The sequence below is a fragment of the Collinsella sp. AM13-34 genome, from assembly GCF_003473055.1.
In the GTDB taxonomy this organism is placed as follows: Bacteria; Actinomycetota; Coriobacteriia; order Coriobacteriales; family Coriobacteriaceae; genus Collinsella.
Map to the genome: position 1 here is coordinate 117,935 of NZ_QRLE01000003.1, position 20,333 is coordinate 138,267.

A 20,333-nucleotide genomic window follows, 5' to 3' on the forward strand; every position below is an offset into this window, starting at 1 on the left:
GGCGCTACCACTCGATTGTCTCGATAGACACGGGATTTTGCTGGACCGTCTCGCTCTCCACGCGGCCGCTCTTAAAGCGGATCAGGCGATCGGCCATGGGCGCCAGCGCGGAGTTATGGGTGATGATAATGACCGTGATGCCCTGCTTGCGGCAGGTGTCCTGCAGCAACTGCAAAATCTGCTTGCCGGTTTTGTAGTCGAGTGCACCCGTGGGCTCGTCGCACAAAAGCAGCTTGGGGTTCTTGGCCAGCGCGCGGGCAATGGACACGCGCTGCTGCTCGCCGCCCGATAGCTGCGCGGGGAAGTTGGCGAGGCGCTCGCCCAGGCCAACCTGGCAAAGCGTTTGCTCGGCATCGAGTGAATCGGGGCAGATTTGCGCCGCGAGCTCGACGTTTTCGAGCGCCGTCAGGTTGGGGACCAGATTGTAGAACTGGAAGACAAAGCCGACGTCGGCGCGGCGGTATTCCACGAGCTGCGCCTCGTTAGCGGAGCTCACATCGCGCCCGTCCACCGTCACGGTGCCGGAAGTCGCCGTATCCATGCCACCCAGAATGTTGAGCGCCGTGGTTTTACCGGCGCCCGAAGCGCCCAGGATAATGGCAAGCTCGCCACGCTCAACGGTAAAGCTCGCGCCGTCGAGCGCGTGAATGCGGGCATCGCCCTCGCCGTATGCTTTGATGACGTCTTTAAATTCGATATAGGCCATCGATCGGTTCCCATCTGGTCGGATAACTCTTTAGTATTACCCATTTCGCACCTATCAAAAAGAGACAGGTTTATTTTGGCAGGTTTTATATGGGGAAACGTACCTCTTTGGGGGCAGCGCGGGACGCGCAGGGGCGGCCGTGCAGATCGGCACAGCCGTCTCACGTGGAATCGACCGACGCCTGCCTTTCCGTGACACCGGCAACTCGTTTTTGCTTGTTGGCATGGCCGCCATTATGCCTTGGGACTGAGCACTCAAATTCTCACTCCTCATTGCCACGCTTGCCGCAAGCTATCAGGGTGACGAGATGACGACGCTCGCTGTAGCAGCGCAGCCACACTCTATAAGCGAGGCGTTTGCCAGCAAAAAAGCGCGCGACAGGGTAAGCCCGCCGCGCGCTATCCTATGCGGACTAGTTATTGTTGTTGGTCATCGAGGCCACTGCTGCCGCAAGATTGGAAATGGGCATCGTCTGCAACCAGATGCGACCGGGACCGGTGAGCACGGTGTTGAACACGCCCTCGCCACCAAACATGATGTTTTTGACGCCCTTGACCATTTGAGCGTCAATGCTCACGGTCTCCTCAAAGCCGGCCACGTTGCCGGTATCCACAATCATCTGCTGGCCAGCAGCGAGCTCGTACTCAACCAGGTCGCCGTCGATCTCGGCAAAAGCAACACCCGAGCCCGTGAGCTTCTGCATGATAAAGCCCTCGCCGCCAAAGACGCCGGCCTTTGCCTTCTTGTTAAAGTGAATGCTCAACTCGACGCCACTTTCCGCGGCAAGGAACGAACGCTTCTGCAAAATCCAGCTCTTGCCCGGACCGATCTCGATTGGCACGATGCGGCCGGGGAAGCAGGAGCCAAACGCGATCATGCCATCGCCACGCGCGGTCCAAATGTTTTGGAACAATGCCTCACCCGAAAAAGCCTTGGAGAACATCTTGCCGATGCCACCGCCCGAGGTAGACATTTCCATGTTGGGGGTCATCCAAGCCATGGCGCCGCTTTCGGTGATCATGGATTCGCCATCGCTAAGGTTGCACGTAACAACCGGGAAAGCCCCTCCGCCGATCTCGTACTGCATGACCGTCTCCTTTCCACTCAGGAGCCGAATAACGATGCCTATATTTTAGCAGGTAGAGATGCATATGTTCACACCGCCCATGCCCTCTCCTGCGGACGTTTCCCCAGATAAAACCTGCCAAAATAAACCTGTTCCTTTTTGGCAGGTTTTAAAGGCAAACGGTGAAGGTGATCTGGTTGCCGTGACCGGATACGGTGGCGGCGCCTCCATGGGCCTCGGCGATGGCACGCACCACGGACAGGCCCACGCCCGAGCCACCCGTCTTGGAGCTGCGCGACGCATCCGCACGATAGAAGCGATCGAACAATCGGTCCAGGTCGCCCTCGGGCAGCTCGTCCACGGCGTTCGATACGACAAGCTCGGCGGCGCCCTTGCCTTTGCCGTGCGAAACGGCGCACAGGCTCAGCTCAATCACGCTGCCCTCGCTCGCATAGCGCGTGGCGTTGTCCAGTAGCAACTCAACCACCTGCGCCACCGCCGCGGCATCGGCATGGGTCCGCACGCCGGTCGCAATCGACGTCGACAGGCGTTTACCGCCTGAGACCGCCACCGACTTAAACGGCGCCGCCGCCTTGTTCACCGCCTCCGAAAGATCGATCGACGCCATGGTAAAGCCCGCCGAGCCCTCGTCCATGCGTGCCAAGAACACCAAGCGCTCCGTGAGCGCCGATAATAGCGCACCCGCACTCGCCTTAGTGCTGCCTTAGCAGGTCGATGAGCATATTTAAAAAAGCAAGGTTATAGCTTAGTCGGACTTAAGGAACGGGCGGCTTCACATCTCGCCCTGCAAACAACGCCCGTACAGCGAGCGCGCTTGCCGCATGGGCGTTGCGGCCGCCTGCAGCTTATAGATAGGCACCCTCGAGGCGCAGCAGCCACTCCTTGCGATCCAGTCCACCGGCGTATCCGTTGAGCGATCCGTCGGCCGCGACCACGCGATGGCACGGCACGATAATCGAAATAGGGTTGCGAGCGACCGCAGCCCCCACCGCGCGAGGAGATACAACGGGCGCTTCATTTCCCGGTACACGATGTCGAGCGGCAACACGCTGGGCGATCTCGCCATACGTAGCGACCTCGCCACGCGGGATCGAAAGCAGCTCAAACCAAACCTCACGCTGAAACGCCGTGCCGATCATATGCAACGGCGGCGTAAACCGAGGTTCCTGCCCTGCAAAATAAGCATTCAGCCAAGCCCAGGAACGCTCAAGCACCGAAGAGGCCGCACCATTTGCCGGACTCACCGACGACATGCCACCAGTACCGGAAACCGCATCGACGCCTTCAACATGTTCGGAGTCTTCACGGAGAAGCGTGGAGCCAAAGTGTTCCTGCCCCTCAAACCAAAGCCCCGTCAGACCGCGGCCATCAGCGGCAAGCAAGATTTCGCCCAAAGGCGAAGCAAACGTCGTCGTGACCACCAGCGGCTCCTTTCAAAACTCCGCAACATAATACCGCGAACTGTGCAGACAACCCCCGCAGATACGTCCGGGCGGGCTCGCAATTACTTCAGCGAGGCTGTTTTTCCCAATCAAGCGAAGAAGACGCGGGGCTTCGACGCCAGGGCGGTACCCCCGCCAGCTGAGCTCTAATACTTTTCCCAAGAAGTGAACGAGTAAAAACGAAGTCCCGGAGCATCCACACCTTTAGACCGCAAAACCGCAGGATTCGCGCTGCAAAACCGCAGGACATAGCAATCAAAAAATGCCAATGCTTCGGGGGTCCAAATAAGGTCGTTCACTTCACGGGAAAAGTATTAGACCTCAATTCGCACCAAGCCCAAAGTCACCCCAGGCAGCAGGCGCGAAGCGCCGAGGCCGCCGCCGGGACTAGGGCCCGCAACAACCACGTGCCCCCACATCAGCCCAGCGGCCCCAACTAGCAACGGCCCCATCGCAGACCGCTCGCAGCCGAGTCACCGCAGGCAGGGGCCGGGCTTGGTTTTCAGAACATTCCGCAGACCAGTGTGGCGCCTTGTCCGCAGCTCCGAAGGAGCAGGACAAGGCGCCACACATGGTCGAGGACGTTCTGAAAACCAAGCCCGGCCCCCGCCGGACAGGTCCACCGCTACTCGCAGAGCAGCTTAGCGATCTGGACGGCGTTGGTTGCCGCGCCCTTACGGATTTGGTCGCCGCAGCACCAGAAGGTGATGCCACGTGCGGCCTCGGGGTTCGAGATGTCGCGGCGTACGCGACCGACCCAAATCAGGTCCTGGTCGGAGGTGTCCATCGGCATGGGGAAGCGATCGTGCGCATCCTCGGCACTCATGTCGTCAACCAGCTTGACGCCCGGAGCGGCGGCCAGCGCAGCACGGGCCTCTTCCACCGTGATGTCGCGCTCAAACTCGAGCGTAATGCTCTCGGAGTGCGAGCGCAGCACGGGCACGCGCACGCAGGTGCAGTTCACACGCAGCTCGGGCAGGTGCATGATCTTGCGGCCCTCGTTTTGCAGCTTCATCTCCTCGGAGGTAAAGCCCTCCTCCTTGACGCCGCCAATCTGCGGAATCAGGTTGCTCGCGAGCTGGGCGGCAAATGCGCGCGGCTCGGGAATCTCCTCGCCACGGCCCAGGGCGGCCAGCTGAGCCTCGAGCTCGGCCATGCCGGGAGCGCCGGCACCCGAAGCAGCCTGATACGTCGAGACGATCATGCGCTTCACGCCGGCGAGCTGATGCAGCGGCCAGGTGGGAACCAGGCCGATGATGGTCGCGCAGTTGGGGTTGGCGATAAGGCCGTGATGCCACTTGATGTCGTCGGCATTGATCTCAGGCACAACCAGCGGCACTTCGGGATCCATGCGGAAGGCGTGACTGTTGTCGACCACGACGGCGCCGCGCTTGACGGCCTCGGGCAGCAGCTCCTTGGCGATATCGTCGCCGGCAGCGCCGAGCACGATGTCGCAGCCCTCAAAAGCCTCGGGGCAAGCCTCCTCAATCACAGCCTGCTCGCCGCGGAACTCGACGGTCTTGCCCGCAGAGCGTGCGCTCGCCAGCAGCTTGAGCTTGCCGACCGGGAACTCCTGCTCGTTCAGGCACTCGAGCATCTGGGTGCCCACGGCTCCCGTCGCGCCCAAAATAGCAACCGTGTACTGTTTCATGCTTCCCCCTTTAAAGGTTGTGGCTATCGCCCGCACGCCAAGCAGGCCGATTATTGTTGCCAGTGTATACAAGAACGGGGCAGGCACGAAACCCGCCCCGTCGAAACGAAACCGAAACGAAACGCCCCGCCGTAGATTTTTTGACATGACCCAAAAATCTACCGAGCAGTCGCTACTTTTTGAGCGCGGCCAGAGCGGGATCAACCGGCGCGGAAGCCTCCAGGTCGGAGACCTTCACAATGCCATTTTCGTCGGAGAAGGCACGGTAAATGGTCCGAATCGCCAGGTCAAAGTCCTTCTCCTCGACACCGATAATGATGTTGATCTCGTCGCAGCTCTGCGAAATCATACGCACGCTCACGCCAGCCTGGCCGAGCATGCCAAACAGATGGCCCGAGATACCTGCACGGCCGCGCAGGTTACGACCGACGGTCGCGATAAGCGCTAGACCCTCAACGACCTCGATCTCGAGCGGCTCGACCTCCTGCTGGATGTCGCCCACGAGTGAGTACAGCGAATCGTGCACATCCTGCTCCTGCACCACGGCGCCAAAGCGGTCGACGCCGGTGGGCATATGCTCGACGGAAACGTCATAGCGCTCGAAGACCGAAAGCGCACGGCGCATAAAGCCAACGCGGGGCTTGGTGCGGTCGCGGGCCACGTTGATGGCGACAAAACCGCGCTTGCCGGTCACGCCGGTAATGATGGGCTCTGCCTCGCCTTCATCAGCCGTCTCGCTAATGATGGTACCGGGGTCCTGCGGCGCATTGGTGTTCTTGATGACCAGCGGAATACCCGCCTCGCGCACGGGGAACACGGCCTCCTCGTGCAGGACGCTTGCGCCCATGTACGAAAGCTCGCGCAGCTCCTCGTAGGTAACGCGCGCAATGGGCTGAGCCTCGGGAACAATACGCGGATCGGCAGAATAGAAGCCCGAGACGTCGGTCCAGTTCTCGTACAGGTCGGCGCCCAGGCACTTGGCCAAGATCGAGCCCGAGATATCGCCACCGCCTCGATCGAGCAGCTTGATCTGGCCCTCGCGCGTCGCGCCGTAGAAGCCAGGCATAACGAAGCCGCCCTGCTGGCCATACTCCTGCACCAGCTCGGAGGTGCGATTCATGCTGAGCGTACCGTCGTGATGGAACGCCACAACCGTCGCGGCGTCCAGGAACGGTAGGCCCAGGTACTCAGCCATCAGGCGAGCGGTAAAGTACTCGCCACGGCTCACAAGCTCCTCGGTGGAGTAGCCGCCCGAGCGGGCGCGCTCGGCAAAGGCCGCGAACTCCTCACGGATGGGATAGGTGAGCTCCAACTCATCAGCGATATCAAAATAGCGCTGGCCGATGTCCTCGAGCAGCTCCTCACACGACACGTGGTACTTAACGTGCGCATTGACCAGATAGAGCAGGTCGGTCACCTTGGTGTCGCCCTTAAAGCGGCGACCGCAGGCAGAAACCACCACAAAACGGCGGGCAGGGTCGGCGTCGACAATGGCCTTAATCTTCTTGAAGTGTTCGGCGTCGGCGACCGACGAGCCGCCAAACTTGGCAATCTTAATCATGGGCTTGAGGTTACCTTTCTAAAAAGCCTCTGCGAACCTACTTTGCGCGCTCTGATACCATGGTTTCACCGATTGGGACCAAGGCATCCGAGGAGCAGTGTTATATGGGAACTTATCATAGTACACGAGGACGCACTTTATCGTGCTCAAGTAAGGTGGCAATCCGCACCGGCATCGCTCCCGACGGGGGTTTGTTTGTCTCAGACGAGCTCGGCACCCAGCAGGTCGATATCAACTCGCTTGCAGATAAATCGTACTTTGAAATCGCTCAAGATGTGTTGGGAATGTTACTGAATGATTACACGGCCGAAGAAATTTCGGCGTGTGTCGACGAGGCATACCGCGGCACGTTCGCGAGTGAAGAGGTTACGCCGCTCGTCAAACTCGACGCTGCGCCGGGCGCTGACGCCCCTCAGACCTATGTGATGGAGCTCTTTGGCGGCCCCACAAGCGCCTTCAAGGACGTCGCCTTGCAGATGCTCCCCCGCCTCATGGCCCGCACTTCCGCCAAGGACGGCGGCGCCGAGCGCATCATGATCGTCACCGCCACGTCGGGCGACACCGGCAAGGCCGCACTCGCCGGTTTTGCCGACGCTCCGGGGACGGGCATCACCGTCTTTTATCCCGAAGGCAAAGTCAGCCGCGTGCAGAATCTGCAGATGTCCACACAGGAGGGCGATAACGTCGCCGTCTGCGGCATCCGCGGTAACTTCGACGACGCCCAGAGTGCCGTCAAGCGCATCTTTGCCGATAAGGAACTTGCCGAGCGCTTGGAGGCCGCCGGCACGGTGCTTTCGAGCGCCAACTCCATCAACGTCGGCCGCCTGGTGCCGCAGGTTGTCTACTACTTTGCCGCCTATGCGCAGCTGCTGCGCGCCGGACGCCTGGAGGCCGGCGACGCCGTTGAGTTCTGCGTGCCGACTGGCAACTTTGGCGATATCCTGGCCGGCTACTACGCCAAGCGCATGGGTCTGCCCGTCGCCAAGCTCATCGTCGCGAGCGACAAGAACAACGTGCTCGCTGACTTCCTGACCACCGGCGTCTACGACCGCAACCGTCCGTTCTTCACGACTATCTCGCCGTCGATGGACATTCTCATTAGCTCCAATCTGGAGCGCATGCTCTACTTCTTATCCGACGGCGACTGCGAGCTCGTAGCCGGCCTTATGGAGCAGCTGGCACAGACGGGTCGCTACGAGGTGCCCGCCGAGCTGCTGGCCAAGATTCAGGGCGTCTTTGGCTGCGGCTGGGCCAGCGAGAACGAGGTTCGCGCCGCCATCAAGAGCTGCTGGGATGCGAACGGCTACGTGATCGACCCGCACACCGCCTGCGGCTATCACGTCTTTGAGCAGGTCGCTCCCGCCGAGGGCGCCAAGGCCCGCGTGCTGCTTTCGACCGCCAGCCCCTACAAGTTCCCGCGCGCCTGCTGCGATGCCCTGGGCCTCGACGTGCCCGAGGACGATTTTGAGGCTATGCGTGTGCTCGAGCAGGCCACCAACACGGTCGCCCCGACTCAGCTCGCCGAACTCGAATCCAAACCCGTCCGCTTCGAAGACGTCTGCGACGTCGATGAGATGGCCAACTACGTAGAGTCTGCAGCAAAAAAGATGGCTACCAACTAAACCCCTTATAAGGCGCCGGCGAAAGCCGGCGCACTTTCTTTCATCAGATAACCCCCGGGATGATGACGAGCATGCGAGCGGGTCTGGCCGTTTAGTTCGTCGCGAGTTCCGCACGAGCCGGAAAGCACTTAATGTGCTTTCCGAGCGAGCCAGGACTGCCCGAGCAGCGAACTAAACGGCCAGACCCGCCCAGGAGGACCCACATGATCAAAATCACCGTCCCAGCAACCAGCGCCAACCTAGGCATCGGCTACGACACCCTCGGCATGGCCGTCAGCCTCTACTCGCACTTCACCTTCGAGCGCGCCGACAAGCTCACCATCACCGGCTGCCCCGAGGAGTTCCAAAACGAGAACAACCTGGTCTACGTCAGCTTTGTCGATGCGCTGGCCGCATGGGGCGAGCCGGCTTTCCCCGTTGCCATCGACATCCAGACCGACGTGCCCGTGGCTCGCGGCCTGGGTTCCAGCTCCACCTGCGTCGTCGCTGGCATTATGGCTGCCGCCGCGCTGACAGGCCACACCGTCGACCGCGCCGAGCTCGTCCGCATTGCCACCGAGGTCGAGGGCCATCCCGATAACGTCGCCCCCGCTATCTTGGGCGGCGCCGTCTGCTCCTTTACGCCGACCGATTCGCTGCCCCAGTGTCTGCGCTACGAGGTAAGCGATCGCTTGCGTTTTATTACAGTGATTCCGCCCTACGAGGTACATACGAGCGAGGCGCGCAAGGTCGTGCCGCAGGAGATTCCGCTCTCCACCGCCGTGTGGCAGATGGGCCGCATCGCTGGCATGACGCGCGGCTTGGAGACTGGTAACCTGGACCTGATTGCCGCCGCTAATGACGACCGCATTCAGGAGCCCTATCGTCGCCGCCTGATTCCCGACTACAACGCCGTGCGCGACACCTGCCTTAACGGCGGCGCTAAGACCATCTGGATTAGTGGCTCGGGCTCGACCCTCATGGCTGTGACCGACGACACCATCGTGGCAAAGTTCCTGCAGGTCAAGCTGCGCGAGCAGTTCCCTAAGTGTGATACGCATATTCTGACGTGCGACACCGAGGGCGCCCAGATCGAATACCTGTAGCCGCCGTCCCGTATACTCGCCGGGGAGGCCAGGGGCTTTGCCCCCAAATCGTCCTCGGACATGGCAGGACCCCCGCTGCGCACTTCGTGCGGCGGGGGTCCTGCCGTCCTGCGGAAAGATTTGGGGGCAAAGCCCCCGGCCTCCCCTACGTTAACTTCGCTGACAGCGGCTACAGGGACCTACGCCCTGGAAAGTCGCCGGGCTGATAGTTGCTTTTTATTGGTAGGGGCTCTTGCTAGGCTGGAGCACTTCCTAGAGGCGGGCATCGGCTGTGTGCTTGGTTTACGCGGCGCTGGGTTCCTTGTAGTCGAAGACTGGTTCTAGGAGGTCTTCGATGTTGCAGTGGAGGGCTTTTGCTATAGCTCTTACGATTGTTACCGAGGCTTCGTTGATGTTTCGCTGGCGCTGTTCGTACATTTGGATTGAGCGGAGTGATACGCCTGATTCGTATGCCAAGTCTTGTTGGGTTTTCTTAAGCCTCTTTCTTGCTAGTGCTAGCTTGGTTTGACGAGGTGTTTTCTTCGCCATATCGCAAACAAGACTCGCCACACGTTCCTCTGAAGCTTCATGCCAGGGGTAGTACAGGTTGCGCAGTGCGTCAAACGGAACGACATGCAGCAGATCTTCGAAAGACTCTCCTAGGCGCCACTGCAGGTATGCCAGCATCCAGCCCGCCCAATATTCCGGCGTCTTCTCAAATCGATAGGTGCAGTCCGGTATAGGCCCGTTTTGATAGCCCGACCTTTCGGCGATAAGCGCGAACAGCTCAACACCCGATTTTCCCGACACTACCCATGCATTGCCGCGCTCAAACTCTCGAGCAACCCCGCTCAGGCAAAAGAGTTCAGCAACTTCCGATCCTTCTGCTCCGTAATCGTTAACGGCATAGTCGAAGCAATCCCCGAGGTTGTTCATTGCGTCCTCAAGGTAATAGACGGGGTATGTCCTACTCGGCCCACAATCCGTTAACTCTTGGATCATTTAAATCAACCCTCCCTGCCATCAAATCCCTAATGTCGACACCATCAGAGTCAAATCCGTTTACCGTATCCAGGTACTTTCGTCGAGCGTTCTGTTCTCGCTCAAATCGTTTGGGATAAAACTCGGCTCCTGAGGCCTGCTTCCAATCGCGGAACCTGATCGCCGAGAACGCGCGCTCACTCATAAGCGCATATTGAATGCCCAAATCCCCCAAAAACATAATGCGCTGCAGTTGCCTGAGCGAAATCATGCCGTTAACGAACTGTCTTGCAAACGAAAAGTAGGAATCGTCAGCGCGATAGCCTCGAATGACGTCATAAGGAGAAATATCAATCAGGCAGTTGTCCAGCAAATACCGAAGTCCTTCGCGTGCCAGCGGCGTCGAGACATTAAACTCCCGGTTGTCGGCCAAAATCGCAAGCCAATTGAGGATTGAAAACTCCCCAGACTCTAAATCCAAGACCGAAAGGCCATCTAAATCAAGCTCATATCGATTGGCAATGCCATCAGACTCGGTTCGACATGCCCACTCCATTGCCATTTCCTCATGCGGTGTGCAATAAAACCCGCGCCCATAGTCATTGAATTGTCTGCATTTATCCAACGATGGATGATCAACAACAACGTCCGACCCGTGCCAAAGCTCCATATCGACCTCCAAAAATATCACTTCAGTGATAGTTTACCAATAACTATCACTGAAGTGATATTGATAAGAGCTTTTGAGGGGCCGCGGCCTGACTAAAGGCAGGCCTCGGCGATGCGGCGCTTGAGTTCGTCGATGCCCACGCCGGTCTGGGAGCTTGTGATGATTACGTTCTCAGCCGGGACGTTGAGCTGCTTTTTGATGGCTGCTGCCTGGCGGGCCTGTTGGGTGCGGCTGAGCTTGTCGGCCTTGGTGAGGCAGACGATAAAGTTGAACTCGTTGCCCTGCAGATAGTCGATCATGTCATGGTCGAGCTTACTGGGGTCGTGACGAATATCCACCAGCGACACGACCAGGTTAAAGCTGCGCTCCGAGTCGAAGAAGTCGCCGATAAGTTCTGCCCAGCGGTCACGCTCGGCCTTGGAACGACGGGCGAAACCGTAACCCGGCAGATCGACAAAGTGCACGTCATCGGCCTCAAAGAAGTTGATGTTGCTCGTCTTGCCCGGCGTACTCGAAACCTTGACCAGGTTCTTGCGGCCAAAAAGCTTGTTCATGATCGACGACTTGCCCACGTTGGAGCGGCCGACGAAGCTCACCTCGGGACAGGTGGACTCGGGAATCTGCGAAACCTTGCCATAGCTCGCAACGAACTTGGCAAGCTGGTAGTTAATGGAATCGGCCATGGACACTCCTTGGTCGTAGGATTTTACAAAACGGGCGTGCTATTGCGCGGCGGCAATACGACGGACGATGTCAAGCGTGATGCCGCTCGCGGTGCGAGCGTACTCATCCAGATCGAACTCGCGCTCGCAAAACGCGTCATATGCCTCGTCACAATTATCGCTGATAGCGCGCAGCACCAGGCAATCGACACCATTCTTGGCCGCGATGTGCGCAATTGCCGCGCCCTCCATCTCGACGCAATCGGCATGCGTGGCCTCAATCGCAGCGTTACGCATGGCGTCACCCGTAACAAAGCGGTCACCCGTGGCGATAGTGCCACACAGGAACTGCTTGGGGTCCATCTCCGCAGCCGCTACATCCAGCGATGCGTCCACAAACCCGTGCTCGGCAAGCACGACGGCGGCAACATCAGCCAACGCCGGCGTCGAGGCAAATTCCTCAAGCCCCGGCGCGGACTCGGCGATGAGTGCCGTATCGGTATCCAGATAGCGCAGGCACTTGCCTATAACCACGTCGTTAATATGGAGTTTAGGGTTTAGGCCGCCCGCAATGCCCGAAAACACAACGGCCTGCGGGGCGTATTTGCTGATGAGATGCTGCGTTGCGGCAGCGGCGTTCACGGTCCCCATGCCTGCCGTCGTGGCGACTACTGTCAGACCCGAAAGCCCACCGTTCACAACGGTCAAGCCCGCCTCCTGCGACTCATGCGTGCCACTCAGCTCTTCCTTAATCTGCGCAACCTCTTTTTCGAGTGCGCCTATGATCGCGATGGTTGCCATGCCATCCCCCAAATCCGTGCAAATTGCTTATCCACGGTATGGTACCAGCATTTTGGCTCAACCGTGTCAGCACCAAGCCGTTAGGCCAGTACAGCTCGGGTATCATAAAGGGGCAAAAATGGCTTGTTAGCCGATGGCCGACCTGAGCTCCGCACGGCGCTTTTTCATACCGGCCATAACGGCATTGCGCAGCTCGGGCATGCGCGCGGTATCCATCTGAGGTACGCCCTCAAGCTTATAGGGAATGCCCAGTTGCTCGTACTTGACGACACCCATCGTGTGATACGGCAGCATTTCCAGGCCCACCACGTTGTGCCATGGAGCGATGAGGCGACCGAGCTTCTCGCACTCCTCCACCGTGTCGGTAATGCCCGGCACCACCACGTGGCGGATAACGACCTTGATCTTGCGACGTGCAAGTTCATCGCCGAACGCCAAGATGCGTGCGGGATCGCAACCGGTCAGCTTTTTATGCTCGACCGGGTCGGCATGCTTAATATCGAGCAGTACCATGTCGGTCTCGTTGAGCACGGCATCGAACTTCTCGGGGTGGTTGGGGTCAAATGCATAGCCACAGCTATCTAGGCAGGTATGTACACGGCCATCGGGGTTGTTATGCATAGCACGAAACAGATCGGCCAAAAACTCGGGCTGCAGGAGCGGCTCGCCGCCGGACACCGTAATGCCACCGCTGCGATAGAACTCGTGGTTACTCTGGAACTCATCCATCAGGTGTTCGACGGTCACCATGGTGCCGCCGTTGACCGACCAGGTATCGGGATTGTGGCAATACGCGCAGCGCATGGGACAGCCCTGAACAAACACCACAAAGCGGATGCCGGGTCCGTCGACCGTTCCCATCGTCTCGATCGAATGCACGCGGCCAAGGGCAAACGCAGAGTCCTCGGGACGAGCGTCCACACCCTCAAGCGTCATTTCTGCCATTCGCGCTACCTTGCCTCTCCTTGGATGCAACCAATTAAAATGCCAGAGTCATTCTAGCCCATGCGTTTGCGTTTAAACGTCTCGGACTAGAACGGCACGTTTTAATCTATCCCCCATCACCATGGCTGGGGGCTACGTCGAGATGTCAGGCTGAAGAACGCTCGCCTGCGGCCTTTACGCCTTAAGCGTGAGCACCGCACCTAAGGCGGTCGGGCCGCAATGGCTCGAGATGACGCCGCCGACCTGAGTCCAGGTAACGTCCTTAAAGCCCAGATCATGCGCATAGACCTCCATGTCATCGCGCAGCTCCCGGGAAAGGCCCACCGAATACGCCAGGCCAATGTGCGAGTAGTCAATCTCGCCCTTCGCAACCATGTGGTCAATAAAGGCGCGGGCGCACTTGAGCATAGAGCCGCGGAACTTCTTGGTCGCCACGAACTTGCCGCCCGTCACCTCAATGCAGGGCTTAATCTTGAGCAGATGGGCGCCAAGGAATGCGACGTTGGACAAGCGACCGCCCGCCTTAAGAAAGGCAAGATCGGTAGGAACAAAGCCCAGCAGCACGCGGTCCATGACGGAATTCGTAAATGCAAAGATCTCGTCGACGGTGGCATCGGGGTGAGCCTCGATGTATTTGGCGGTCTCGACGACAACGAGCGACTGGCCTACCGAGACAAAGCGCGTGTCCATAGAGAACACGTAGTCGCGACCCTTGGCGGCGATCTTCGATGATTGATGCGAGCAGGTCGTGGCCTCGGAATACGCGAGATGCAGAATAGTCGCATCGGGCTGCTCAGCGTGAATGCGGTCGTACACGTGAGCAAAATCCGCAGGCGCGCAGCCGCTGGTCTTGGGCATCACGCCAAACTCGTTGCAGCGCGAATAAATCTCGAGCGGATCGATCGAGCCGTCCTCGACGGTCTCGTCACCAATCGTGACATGCATGGGCACGCGCACGATGCCGTAGCGCTCGCAGAGCTCCGGCGTCACATCCGACCCAGACTCAACCACGATTACGTACTTGCCCATTATTATCACGACCCATCTCGACATTGGCTTTTCAATACATGGCACGCGCCGCCGCACTGTTGCACAACGGCGTCCAAGCGCCAAAGAGACGCCGCCCCTTGCACACAACAAAGGACAGCGTCTCCCTGGAAAACTCCGTGCTTATCTAGGATTCCACACGGTTTATTAAGGAGGGTTACTTATTCCGCAAACGGTCGCTATATGCGGTAAGCGGTAGTTGGCCGCGACAACTGCGACACATTCCGTCCAGCAAATCCAATCGTGCTCCACGCACGGTTAATGCACGAGGCGGTAGAAATTCATCGATGCCGCACCCTCGGCGTGCAGCTCCATCGCCGGAACCGCCGGCGAATAGGTACGGCTCGTAAGTGCCGCCTCGCCGCCATTTGCAAAAATCTCGACCATCGTAGTGTCCGAAAGCACGCGCAGGTCGCGAAGCTCGCTGAGCTCGATCGACCTCTGGTCGCGCCCATAGCCTTCGTCACCCATGTCGAGGGTAAGCATCCCGTCTGCATAGCGCACAAAGACACCCTTGCGGATTTCGAGCTCGATCACCTGGGCGCCCTCACAGGAAACCACAAGATCAAACAGGCGGCCCGGCTCCTCAACGGTTTCACCGCCTGTCGCGCAAACGCAGTCGCCGCGCATCCTCTCAATCTCGTGCACCGGCTGCTGACAGAGCTTACCATCGCGCATGCTCAGTTTTCTCGGCACCGTCAACGCGCACTGCCACCCGCGTGCCACCGTCGGGCTTTTTGCCGTCGCATCGGGGCAACCCGACCACCCGATCATCAAACGCCGACCCGCAGCATCCTCAAAAGACTGCGGTGCGTAGAAATCAAAGCCGGCATCGACCATCGGGGGCATGCCCTGCCCGGCGATCTTAAAACTCGGCGCCTCCCAATCGGCCTCGATGGGAAACCACACGCACTGGTGCGGATTGCGGTAACGCCATCCATCGGCGGACACACCCTGCGGACAGCAAACGAGAATAAGCTCACCATCGAGCTCAAACAGATCGGGGCACTCCCACATAAAGCCAAACTTCTCGCCCAACTCAATGCGCGTCGCATAGCTCCAGTCCTCTAGATTGCTCGAGGTATAGACAAGCACGCAGCCGCGGTCGTCTTTCGTACGAGCGCCCAGAACCATGTAGTAGATACCATCGTGTTCAAGGATTTTGGGATCACGCACGTGCGTACCGATATCGTCGGGGTAATCGACCGGCCCAACAGCTATGCGCTTCTCGCCCAATTCGTCGGGGTTCTCGGCAACCACATGAATCTGGTTTTGCTCACGGCCCGTCAACACGTAGTCGTAATCATCGCGGTCAAAATGCTTGACGTTGCCGGTATAGAAGTAGTGAATCTTGCCGTCGTGTACAAAGGCAGAACCAGAATACGCTCCGCTCGAATCCAAATCGGAATCGGGGAACAGCACAGGGCCGCGATTCTCGTACGTCACAAAATCCTTTGTTGTCAGATGATTCCAAAGCACTGGACCGCCATGCGCAGCATCGAATGGATCGTATTGGTGATAGATGTGATACGTATCACCGATCTGCACCAAACCGTTGGGGTCGTTGAGCCAGCCAAGCTCAGGCTCCACATGGAACAGGAGCCTATCGGGGTCGGACGCGATGCGACCCGCCGTCTCATCCTGTCCGGCACGCCACTGCTCATAGTCCGCGCGTGTCACCTTATTTTTTTGATTAAACATCGCCGTTGACTTTCTCGTCTATGGGGAAGGACGCTCGACTCACACGAGTCGAACGCCCTTCCCCAAATGGACTTATCCTCAGATTACGCTGAACGGCTCAACTAGAAGCTGACATCAAAGCCAGCACCAGCGCCCTCTTCATCAGTGGTCGGCACGCCCTTTGCCTTGTTGTAGGCAAAGATCAAGACGATCGGCACGATAAAGGCGATGAGATTGCCAGCCACATACCACACGAGCGTCTCGGGCGTGACGATGAGCAGGCCAAGCACGCCGGTCAGACCCTGACCGATGGCGCGCACCTCAAAGAGCTTCACGAAGGCACCGCCGCAGCCTGCACCGATGCATGCGCAGATGAACGGAATAATCGAGTAGCGCATGTTTGCAGCAAAGATTGCGGGCTCGGAGATACCGACCAGCGTCGGGATAAAGGACGACATGCAAATGTTGCGCTCTTTGGAATGCTTCTTGTGAATGAGGTACATGCCGATGGCGCCGCCGCCCTGGGCGATGATGGAAACCGACCAGATGGCCTGGATGTAGTTGAAGCCGGTCGTGGCAACGAGGTTGGCCTCGATACCCTGGATGAACTGATGCGTACCGGTAACGACGAGCGGCTGCAGGAACGCGGCGAAGACAAAGGCACCAAAGACGCCCATCCTGTTGTACAGGATATCGATTACGCCGGCGAGGACGTCACCGATCAGGTTGCCGAGCGGGCCGAACACGGTGAACAGGGCAACGTTAGCAAGAATCAGGGTAACGGTCGGGACAAAGACGAACGAAACGACCTCGGGGATGTACTTCTGGGCAATCTTCTCGACCTTGGCCATGAACCAGGCGGTCAGGATTGCGGGGAACACGCCGCCCTGGAAAGCAACCATGGGAATGGAGAGCGGACCAAAGTTCCAATACTCAGCACCCGTCGGGTCCATAACGAACGCGTTGCGGTTCATAAGGCTCGGATGAACCATGACGATGCCGACGAGGATACCTAGGATCGGGTTGCCGCCAAAACGCTTGACCGCGCTGTACATCACCAGGACAGGCAGGTAATCGAAGGTGGTAGCGATAATGGCAAAGAAGCTTGCGAGGTTCTTGAGGAACTCGCTGTGGTCGGCAAGGCTGCCCTCCATGCCAAAGAGGCCGTTGGCAACGATCAGCGACTTAAGGCCGATGATGATAGCAGCGCCGACGAAAGCGGGAATGATGGGGATAAAGATGTCCGAGAATACCTTGAGGACCGAGAAGAACTTGCCCTTCTTGTCCGCCTCGGCGCCCTTGACCTCGGAAGCACTGATCTCCTTAACGCCCGTCAGAGCCATAAACTCATCATAGACCTTGTTTACGGTACCGGTACCGAAGATGATCATGAGCTGGCCGCTGTTGTACAGCACGCCCTTGACGCCATCGATGTTCTCGAGCTCGGCCTTGTTGTACTTGCTCGTATCCTTGAGCACCAGACGCAGACGCGTAACGCAATGCGTGGCACCCTCGATGTTATCCAGACCGCCGACGTTATCGACGACTTGCTGAGACACTACTTTGTAGTCCATGTTCCTCTCCATTCCCTTACGAAATCATAAGACGTTTTGTGGCCATTACAGAGATGCGATCGTTGCATTTGCGCACTTGACCGTACCGTCGGTGACCGTCAGCGCCACACCCTGGCCCTGCTTATTGCAGAAGCGAGCGTTAAGCGCAACATCATCGACAAAGATGGTCGCGATATCGTCGTCAACGACCAGGCGCACATGATGAGTGCCCTCGCCCTTAAAGAACAACGGACGCTCGAGGCCCATGTTGTTGACCTGGAACCACGGATACTGGGGGGCCGCCGTAAACTCGAGCTTGCCCTCACGCAGGTTGGCGCGGAACTCATAGGCAAGACCGGACTCGGCGTCCTCGGCGAGCTTCACCGAGAAGCCGGCAGCGTCACCGGCGAGCTCGATGTCGGCGTCGAGCATATAGGTGGAACCGGCATCCGCAGCGAGCACCTGCTCGACCTTGCCCGACTCGCAGGAAAGCTCAAAGGCCTCGACTGCCTTAGCCTCGCCAAAGGCGCCAAGCATGCTGTCGGGGAGTTTGGTGCCAAGCGTTCCGTCGGCACGCTGAACGATCTCGAGGGGCATAAAGGTGCCACCCCACAGGTAAGAGCTGGGGTCGCCGCCCTCGTCACGCGTAGGAACCCAACCAAAGAGAACGCGGCGCTCGCCATCAAATGCGGTACGTGCGGCATAGTACGCGCGGCCATCGAAGGAATCGTCCGCAGGAGTAATCCAGGGACCGTTGATAGAGCGAGACATGCGGTAACGGGTCTTGTTGCCATCGCTGTACTCAGAGAACACCAGATACCACCAGTCGCCCATCTTAAAGAGATCAGGCATCTCAAACATGGTGTACAGGCCCGGATTCCACCAGTCGCCCTGGAACTCCCAGGTATCCAGGTCCTTGGAGGTGAACTTGACCAGACGACCGGTCATCAGACGCTTGTCCTCGCCCACACGCGTGCCGAGGATGAGCATGTACTCTTCGTTCTCCTCATCCCAAAGCACAAAGGGATCGCGCCAGTTGCGGTCATCGTAACCCTCCTGGGGCGGAAGCAGCGTCTCGGCGATGTTCTTCTCCCACTTGACGGCGTCGTCACTCGTTGCGTGAAGAAGAACCTGCTTCATCAAACGTGCGCGGACCTTATCGCGATTGCAACCAGTGTAGAGCGCATGGTACTTGTCGCCCACCTTAAACACCGTGCCGGCATAAACATACTGGTCGACTTCCTCGTCGCCGCCACGCTCAAGGCTCTCGCCAAAGTCTTTGTAATTGACGAAGTCCTTGGTCGTAGCGAGCGCCCAGCCAAACGGCTCTCCGAAAGGTCCGGGGTTACGCGTGTCACGCTGGTGATAGAGATAGAACGTGCCGTCCTCGCCGTACGGCATGATGTCGCCTACCCAAATTCCCTCAGGCTGGTAATACACCTTGTGCATCCGAGACTTCCTTTCCCGCAAGATACTAACTCGGTACAACTGCAAGATATGTCAATCGTTTTCATATGTCAAACGTTTTCACACCAATACGTCTTTTCGCAGTTCCAGTCGTCGGCAAACGGTTGACATATGCCGGCGAACGGTCATCAGAGGCGTTTGAGGAATTCTTTTGGCACGGGATGAACTACGCGGTTTTGCCCTCAATGAGTTCAACGGGGAGTTTGATATTCGATTCGGGCTTATCGCCGTTAATAAGAGCGATGATGGATTGCGCCGCGAGCTCTCCGATGCGATCGATATCTTGGCGTACGGTTGTTAAGTCAGGCATAAACGTCATGGTGCGGCGGGCACCATCCGCGCCCACGACCTTAATATCGTCCGGAGCGCTCAAGCCGCGTTGCTTCATCACGTTGAGACAGATGGCCGCCATCGTGTCGTCTCCCGCAAAGATGCCGTCAATATCGGGGTTCTCATCGAGGATCTTCGCGACGACCGCGCTCTTTTCGTCGTCGGACTTAACGAACTCGACCTCACGGACAAGCGCGGGCAAACCGGCCTGCTCCACAACATCGTGGTAGGCATCGGTACGCTTATTGGCAGGCATACGCATGCGGCTATTGTTGCGCAGGCACAAGATGCGCGAACACCCGTCATCGATCAGGCGACGCGTGGCAAGTTCGCCGATGCTATAGCTGTCGCTCGCAATCTGAACAGAGGCCTCGCCAAGGTCGCAGTCGATACCAACCAGACTCAAGCCCATCTCGGCATACGCCTCGGCACCGATATTGAGGGAGTTGACGATGACGCCGTCGACCATATTGCGGCGGAGCATGTCAATATAGGAACGCTCAAGATCGGGTCGATTGGCGCTGTTGCACAGCAACATCTTAAAACCGTTTTCCGCTAACGTGCGCTCGACCGCCTGCACAACCTGAGCATGGAACGGGCTGCTCACAAAGGGAACAATCATGCCGATAAGGTTCAGGCGACCGTTGAGCATGGCACGGGCGATATCGTTGGGCGTGTAATTGATGCGCTCCATCGCCGCATGGACTTTATCGCGGGTTTCCTGGCTAATGTAGCCGCGATTATTAAGCACGCGAGATACCGTAGTAGGCGAAACCCCCGCCACCGCTGCAACTTCCTTGATGCCAGGCTTAGCAGAATCCTTAGAACGAGCGCCCTCGCGAGCCATAGCACCCTCCCCTCATCAACATGTCATACGTTTACATACGAACAAAGCATACCCCAACAACAGTGGGAAGACGGTAACAGTACAAGTAAGTAAACGACTCATCCAAATAATTAGGAGAGTTCCGCCTAAAGGGTGGCTACACAGGACCCCCGCTGGGGCTGTTTGGGCTACCTCCCAAAACATTCCGCACTGATATTGTCTGTATTGAAGACGTCGA

At 58.4% G+C, this 20,333-nt stretch carries 18 protein-coding genes and 1 pseudogene; 3 read left to right on the forward strand and 16 right to left on the reverse strand.

Annotated elements, in window-relative coordinates:
* Nucleotides 1-4: 4 nt before the first annotated feature.
* Complete coding sequence (locus DW151_RS01905; RefSeq protein ID WP_117774146.1) at nt 5-706, reverse strand: ABC transporter ATP-binding protein; 702 nt, start codon at nt 704-706, stop codon at nt 5-7.
* A 109-nt stretch (nt 707-815) separates the two neighbouring features.
* Between DW151_RS01905 and DW151_RS10890 the strand changes: the two are divergent.
* Nucleotides 816-956, forward strand: a pseudogene (locus DW151_RS10890) (hypothetical protein); the annotation flags it as partial.
* A gap of 162 nt (nt 957-1,118) precedes the next feature.
* Here the strand turns inward: DW151_RS10890 and DW151_RS01915 are convergent.
* The 5 genes from DW151_RS01915 to DW151_RS01935 form a co-directional block, all read right to left on the reverse strand.
* On the reverse strand, nt 1,119-1,793 hold the full coding sequence (locus DW151_RS01915) for a TIGR00266 family protein (RefSeq protein WP_117629922.1): 675 nt from the start codon (nt 1,791-1,793) through the stop codon (nt 1,119-1,121).
* Between the two features lie 148 nt (nt 1,794-1,941).
* Entirely contained in the window at nt 1,942-2,442 is a 501-nt protein-coding gene (locus DW151_RS01920) for a cell wall metabolism sensor histidine kinase WalK (RefSeq protein ID WP_117637629.1), read from the reverse strand.
* Nucleotides 2,443-2,638: 196 nt separating this feature from the next.
* Nucleotides 2,639-3,214 carry a methylated-DNA--[protein]-cysteine S-methyltransferase gene (locus DW151_RS01925; RefSeq protein ID WP_233505710.1) on the reverse strand — a complete coding sequence of 192 codons (576 nt, stop codon included), beginning with the start codon at nt 3,212-3,214 and terminating at the stop codon, nt 2,639-2,641.
* A gap of 646 nt (nt 3,215-3,860) precedes the next feature.
* Nucleotides 3,861-4,886, reverse strand: a complete 1,026-nt coding sequence (locus DW151_RS01930; protein WP_117790509.1) for an aspartate-semialdehyde dehydrogenase — start codon at nt 4,884-4,886, stop codon at nt 3,861-3,863.
* A 172-nt stretch (nt 4,887-5,058) separates the two neighbouring features.
* Entirely contained in the window at nt 5,059-6,447 is a 1,389-nt protein-coding gene (locus DW151_RS01935) for an aspartate kinase (RefSeq protein ID WP_117800971.1), read from the reverse strand.
* 104 nt (nt 6,448-6,551) lie between these two features.
* Between DW151_RS01935 and thrC the strand changes: the two genes are divergently transcribed.
* Both thrC and thrB read left to right on the forward strand, forming a co-directional pair.
* A complete protein-coding gene (gene thrC / locus DW151_RS01940; RefSeq protein ID WP_118334171.1) occupies nt 6,552-8,069 on the forward strand; it encodes a threonine synthase in 1,518 nt (505 codons plus the stop codon).
* Nucleotides 8,070-8,272: 203 nt separating this feature from the next.
* Nucleotides 8,273-9,154, forward strand: coding sequence for a homoserine kinase (gene thrB / locus DW151_RS01945; RefSeq protein WP_089572349.1), 882 nt, complete (start codon nt 8,273-8,275; stop codon nt 9,152-9,154).
* A gap of 282 nt (nt 9,155-9,436) precedes the next feature.
* Here thrB and DW151_RS01950 read toward each other — a convergent pair whose 3' ends face one another.
* The 10 genes from DW151_RS01950 to DW151_RS01995 all read right to left on the reverse strand — a co-directional run bounded on the left by DW151_RS01950 (nt 9,437) and on the right by DW151_RS01995 (nt 20,116).
* Entirely contained in the window at nt 9,437-10,069 is a 633-nt protein-coding gene (locus tag DW151_RS01950) for a helix-turn-helix transcriptional regulator (RefSeq protein ID WP_118334183.1), read from the reverse strand.
* A 31-nt stretch (nt 10,070-10,100) separates the two neighbouring features.
* The gene (locus tag DW151_RS01955) at nt 10,101-10,784 is read right to left on the reverse strand and encodes a DUF3990 domain-containing protein (protein WP_117840221.1); all 684 of its coding nucleotides are present in this window, start codon (nt 10,782-10,784) and stop codon (nt 10,101-10,103) included.
* A gap of 92 nt (nt 10,785-10,876) precedes the next feature.
* Nucleotides 10,877-11,467: a ribosome biogenesis GTP-binding protein YihA/YsxC gene (gene yihA, locus DW151_RS01960; protein ID WP_089572350.1), complete on the reverse strand. Its 591-nt coding sequence runs from the start codon at nt 11,465-11,467 to the stop codon at nt 10,877-10,879.
* Nucleotides 11,468-11,506: 39 nt separating this feature from the next.
* Complete coding sequence (mtnN, locus tag DW151_RS01965; RefSeq protein WP_118334173.1) at nt 11,507-12,247, reverse strand: 5'-methylthioadenosine/S-adenosylhomocysteine nucleosidase; 741 nt, start codon at nt 12,245-12,247, stop codon at nt 11,507-11,509.
* Between the two features lie 126 nt (nt 12,248-12,373).
* On the reverse strand, nt 12,374-13,192 hold the full coding sequence (gene pflA, locus DW151_RS01970; RefSeq protein WP_117766536.1) for a pyruvate formate-lyase-activating protein: 819 nt from the start codon (nt 13,190-13,192) through the stop codon (nt 12,374-12,376).
* A gap of 174 nt (nt 13,193-13,366) precedes the next feature.
* A complete protein-coding gene (locus tag DW151_RS01975) occupies nt 13,367-14,221 on the reverse strand; it encodes a DegV family protein (RefSeq protein WP_233543290.1) in 855 nt (284 codons plus the stop codon).
* Nucleotides 14,222-14,497: 276 nt separating this feature from the next.
* Nucleotides 14,498-15,940, reverse strand: a complete 1,443-nt coding sequence (locus DW151_RS01980; protein WP_117840219.1) for a glycoside hydrolase family 32 protein — start codon at nt 15,938-15,940, stop codon at nt 14,498-14,500.
* A gap of 101 nt (nt 15,941-16,041) precedes the next feature.
* Entirely contained in the window at nt 16,042-17,493 is a 1,452-nt protein-coding gene (locus DW151_RS01985) for a PTS transporter subunit EIIC (protein ID WP_118334176.1), read from the reverse strand.
* A 45-nt stretch (nt 17,494-17,538) separates the two neighbouring features.
* Nucleotides 17,539-18,921, reverse strand: a complete 1,383-nt coding sequence (locus DW151_RS01990; RefSeq protein WP_055252441.1) for a family 43 glycosylhydrolase — start codon at nt 18,919-18,921, stop codon at nt 17,539-17,541.
* 184 nt (nt 18,922-19,105) lie between these two features.
* Nucleotides 19,106-20,116 carry a LacI family DNA-binding transcriptional regulator gene (locus DW151_RS01995; protein WP_118334177.1) on the reverse strand — a complete coding sequence of 337 codons (1,011 nt, stop codon included), beginning with the start codon at nt 20,114-20,116 and terminating at the stop codon, nt 19,106-19,108.
* Nucleotides 20,117-20,333: the final 217 nt, after the last annotated feature.

What these genes read in the sequence shown, in the direction of transcription:
- DW151_RS01995 (WP_118334177.1), bottom strand. Translation starts at nt 20,116, where the DNA reads ATGGCTCGCGAGGGCGCTCGTTCTAAGGATTCTGCTAAGCCTGGCATC.
- yihA (WP_089572350.1), bottom strand. Translation starts at nt 11,467, where the DNA reads ATGGCCGATTCCATTAACTACCAGCTTGCCAAGTTCGTTGCGAGCTAT.
- DW151_RS01975 (WP_233543290.1), bottom strand. Translation starts at nt 14,221, where the DNA reads ATGGGCAAGTACGTAATCGTGGTTGAGTCTGGGTCGGATGTGACGCCG.
- DW151_RS01985 (WP_118334176.1), bottom strand. Translation starts at nt 17,493, where the DNA reads ATGGACTACAAAGTAGTGTCTCAGCAAGTCGTCGATAACGTCGGCGGT.
- DW151_RS01990 (WP_055252441.1), bottom strand. Translation starts at nt 18,921, where the DNA reads ATGCACAAGGTGTATTACCAGCCTGAGGGAATTTGGGTAGGCGACATC.
- pflA (WP_117766536.1), bottom strand. Translation starts at nt 13,192, where the DNA reads ATGGCAGAAATGACGCTTGAGGGTGTGGACGCTCGTCCCGAGGACTCT.
- DW151_RS01905 (WP_117774146.1), bottom strand. Translation starts at nt 706, where the DNA reads ATGGCCTATATCGAATTTAAAGACGTCATCAAAGCATACGGCGAGGGC.
- DW151_RS01955 (WP_117840221.1), bottom strand. Translation starts at nt 10,784, where the DNA reads ATGGAGCTTTGGCACGGGTCGGACGTTGTTGTTGATCATCCATCGTTG.
- mtnN (WP_118334173.1), bottom strand. Translation starts at nt 12,247, where the DNA reads ATGGCAACCATCGCGATCATAGGCGCACTCGAAAAAGAGGTTGCGCAG.
- DW151_RS01935 (WP_117800971.1), bottom strand. Translation starts at nt 6,447, where the DNA reads ATGATTAAGATTGCCAAGTTTGGCGGCTCGTCGGTCGCCGACGCCGAA.
- thrC (WP_118334171.1), top strand. Translation starts at nt 6,552, where the DNA reads ATGGGAACTTATCATAGTACACGAGGACGCACTTTATCGTGCTCAAGT.
- DW151_RS01915 (WP_117629922.1), bottom strand. Translation starts at nt 1,793, where the DNA reads ATGCAGTACGAGATCGGCGGAGGGGCTTTCCCGGTTGTTACGTGCAAC.
- thrB (WP_089572349.1), top strand. Translation starts at nt 8,273, where the DNA reads ATGATCAAAATCACCGTCCCAGCAACCAGCGCCAACCTAGGCATCGGC.
- DW151_RS01980 (WP_117840219.1), bottom strand. Translation starts at nt 15,940, where the DNA reads ATGTTTAATCAAAAAAATAAGGTGACACGCGCGGACTATGAGCAGTGG.
- DW151_RS01950 (WP_118334183.1), bottom strand. Translation starts at nt 10,069, where the DNA reads ATGAACAACCTCGGGGATTGCTTCGACTATGCCGTTAACGATTACGGA.
- DW151_RS01930 (WP_117790509.1), bottom strand. Translation starts at nt 4,886, where the DNA reads ATGAAACAGTACACGGTTGCTATTTTGGGCGCGACGGGAGCCGTGGGC.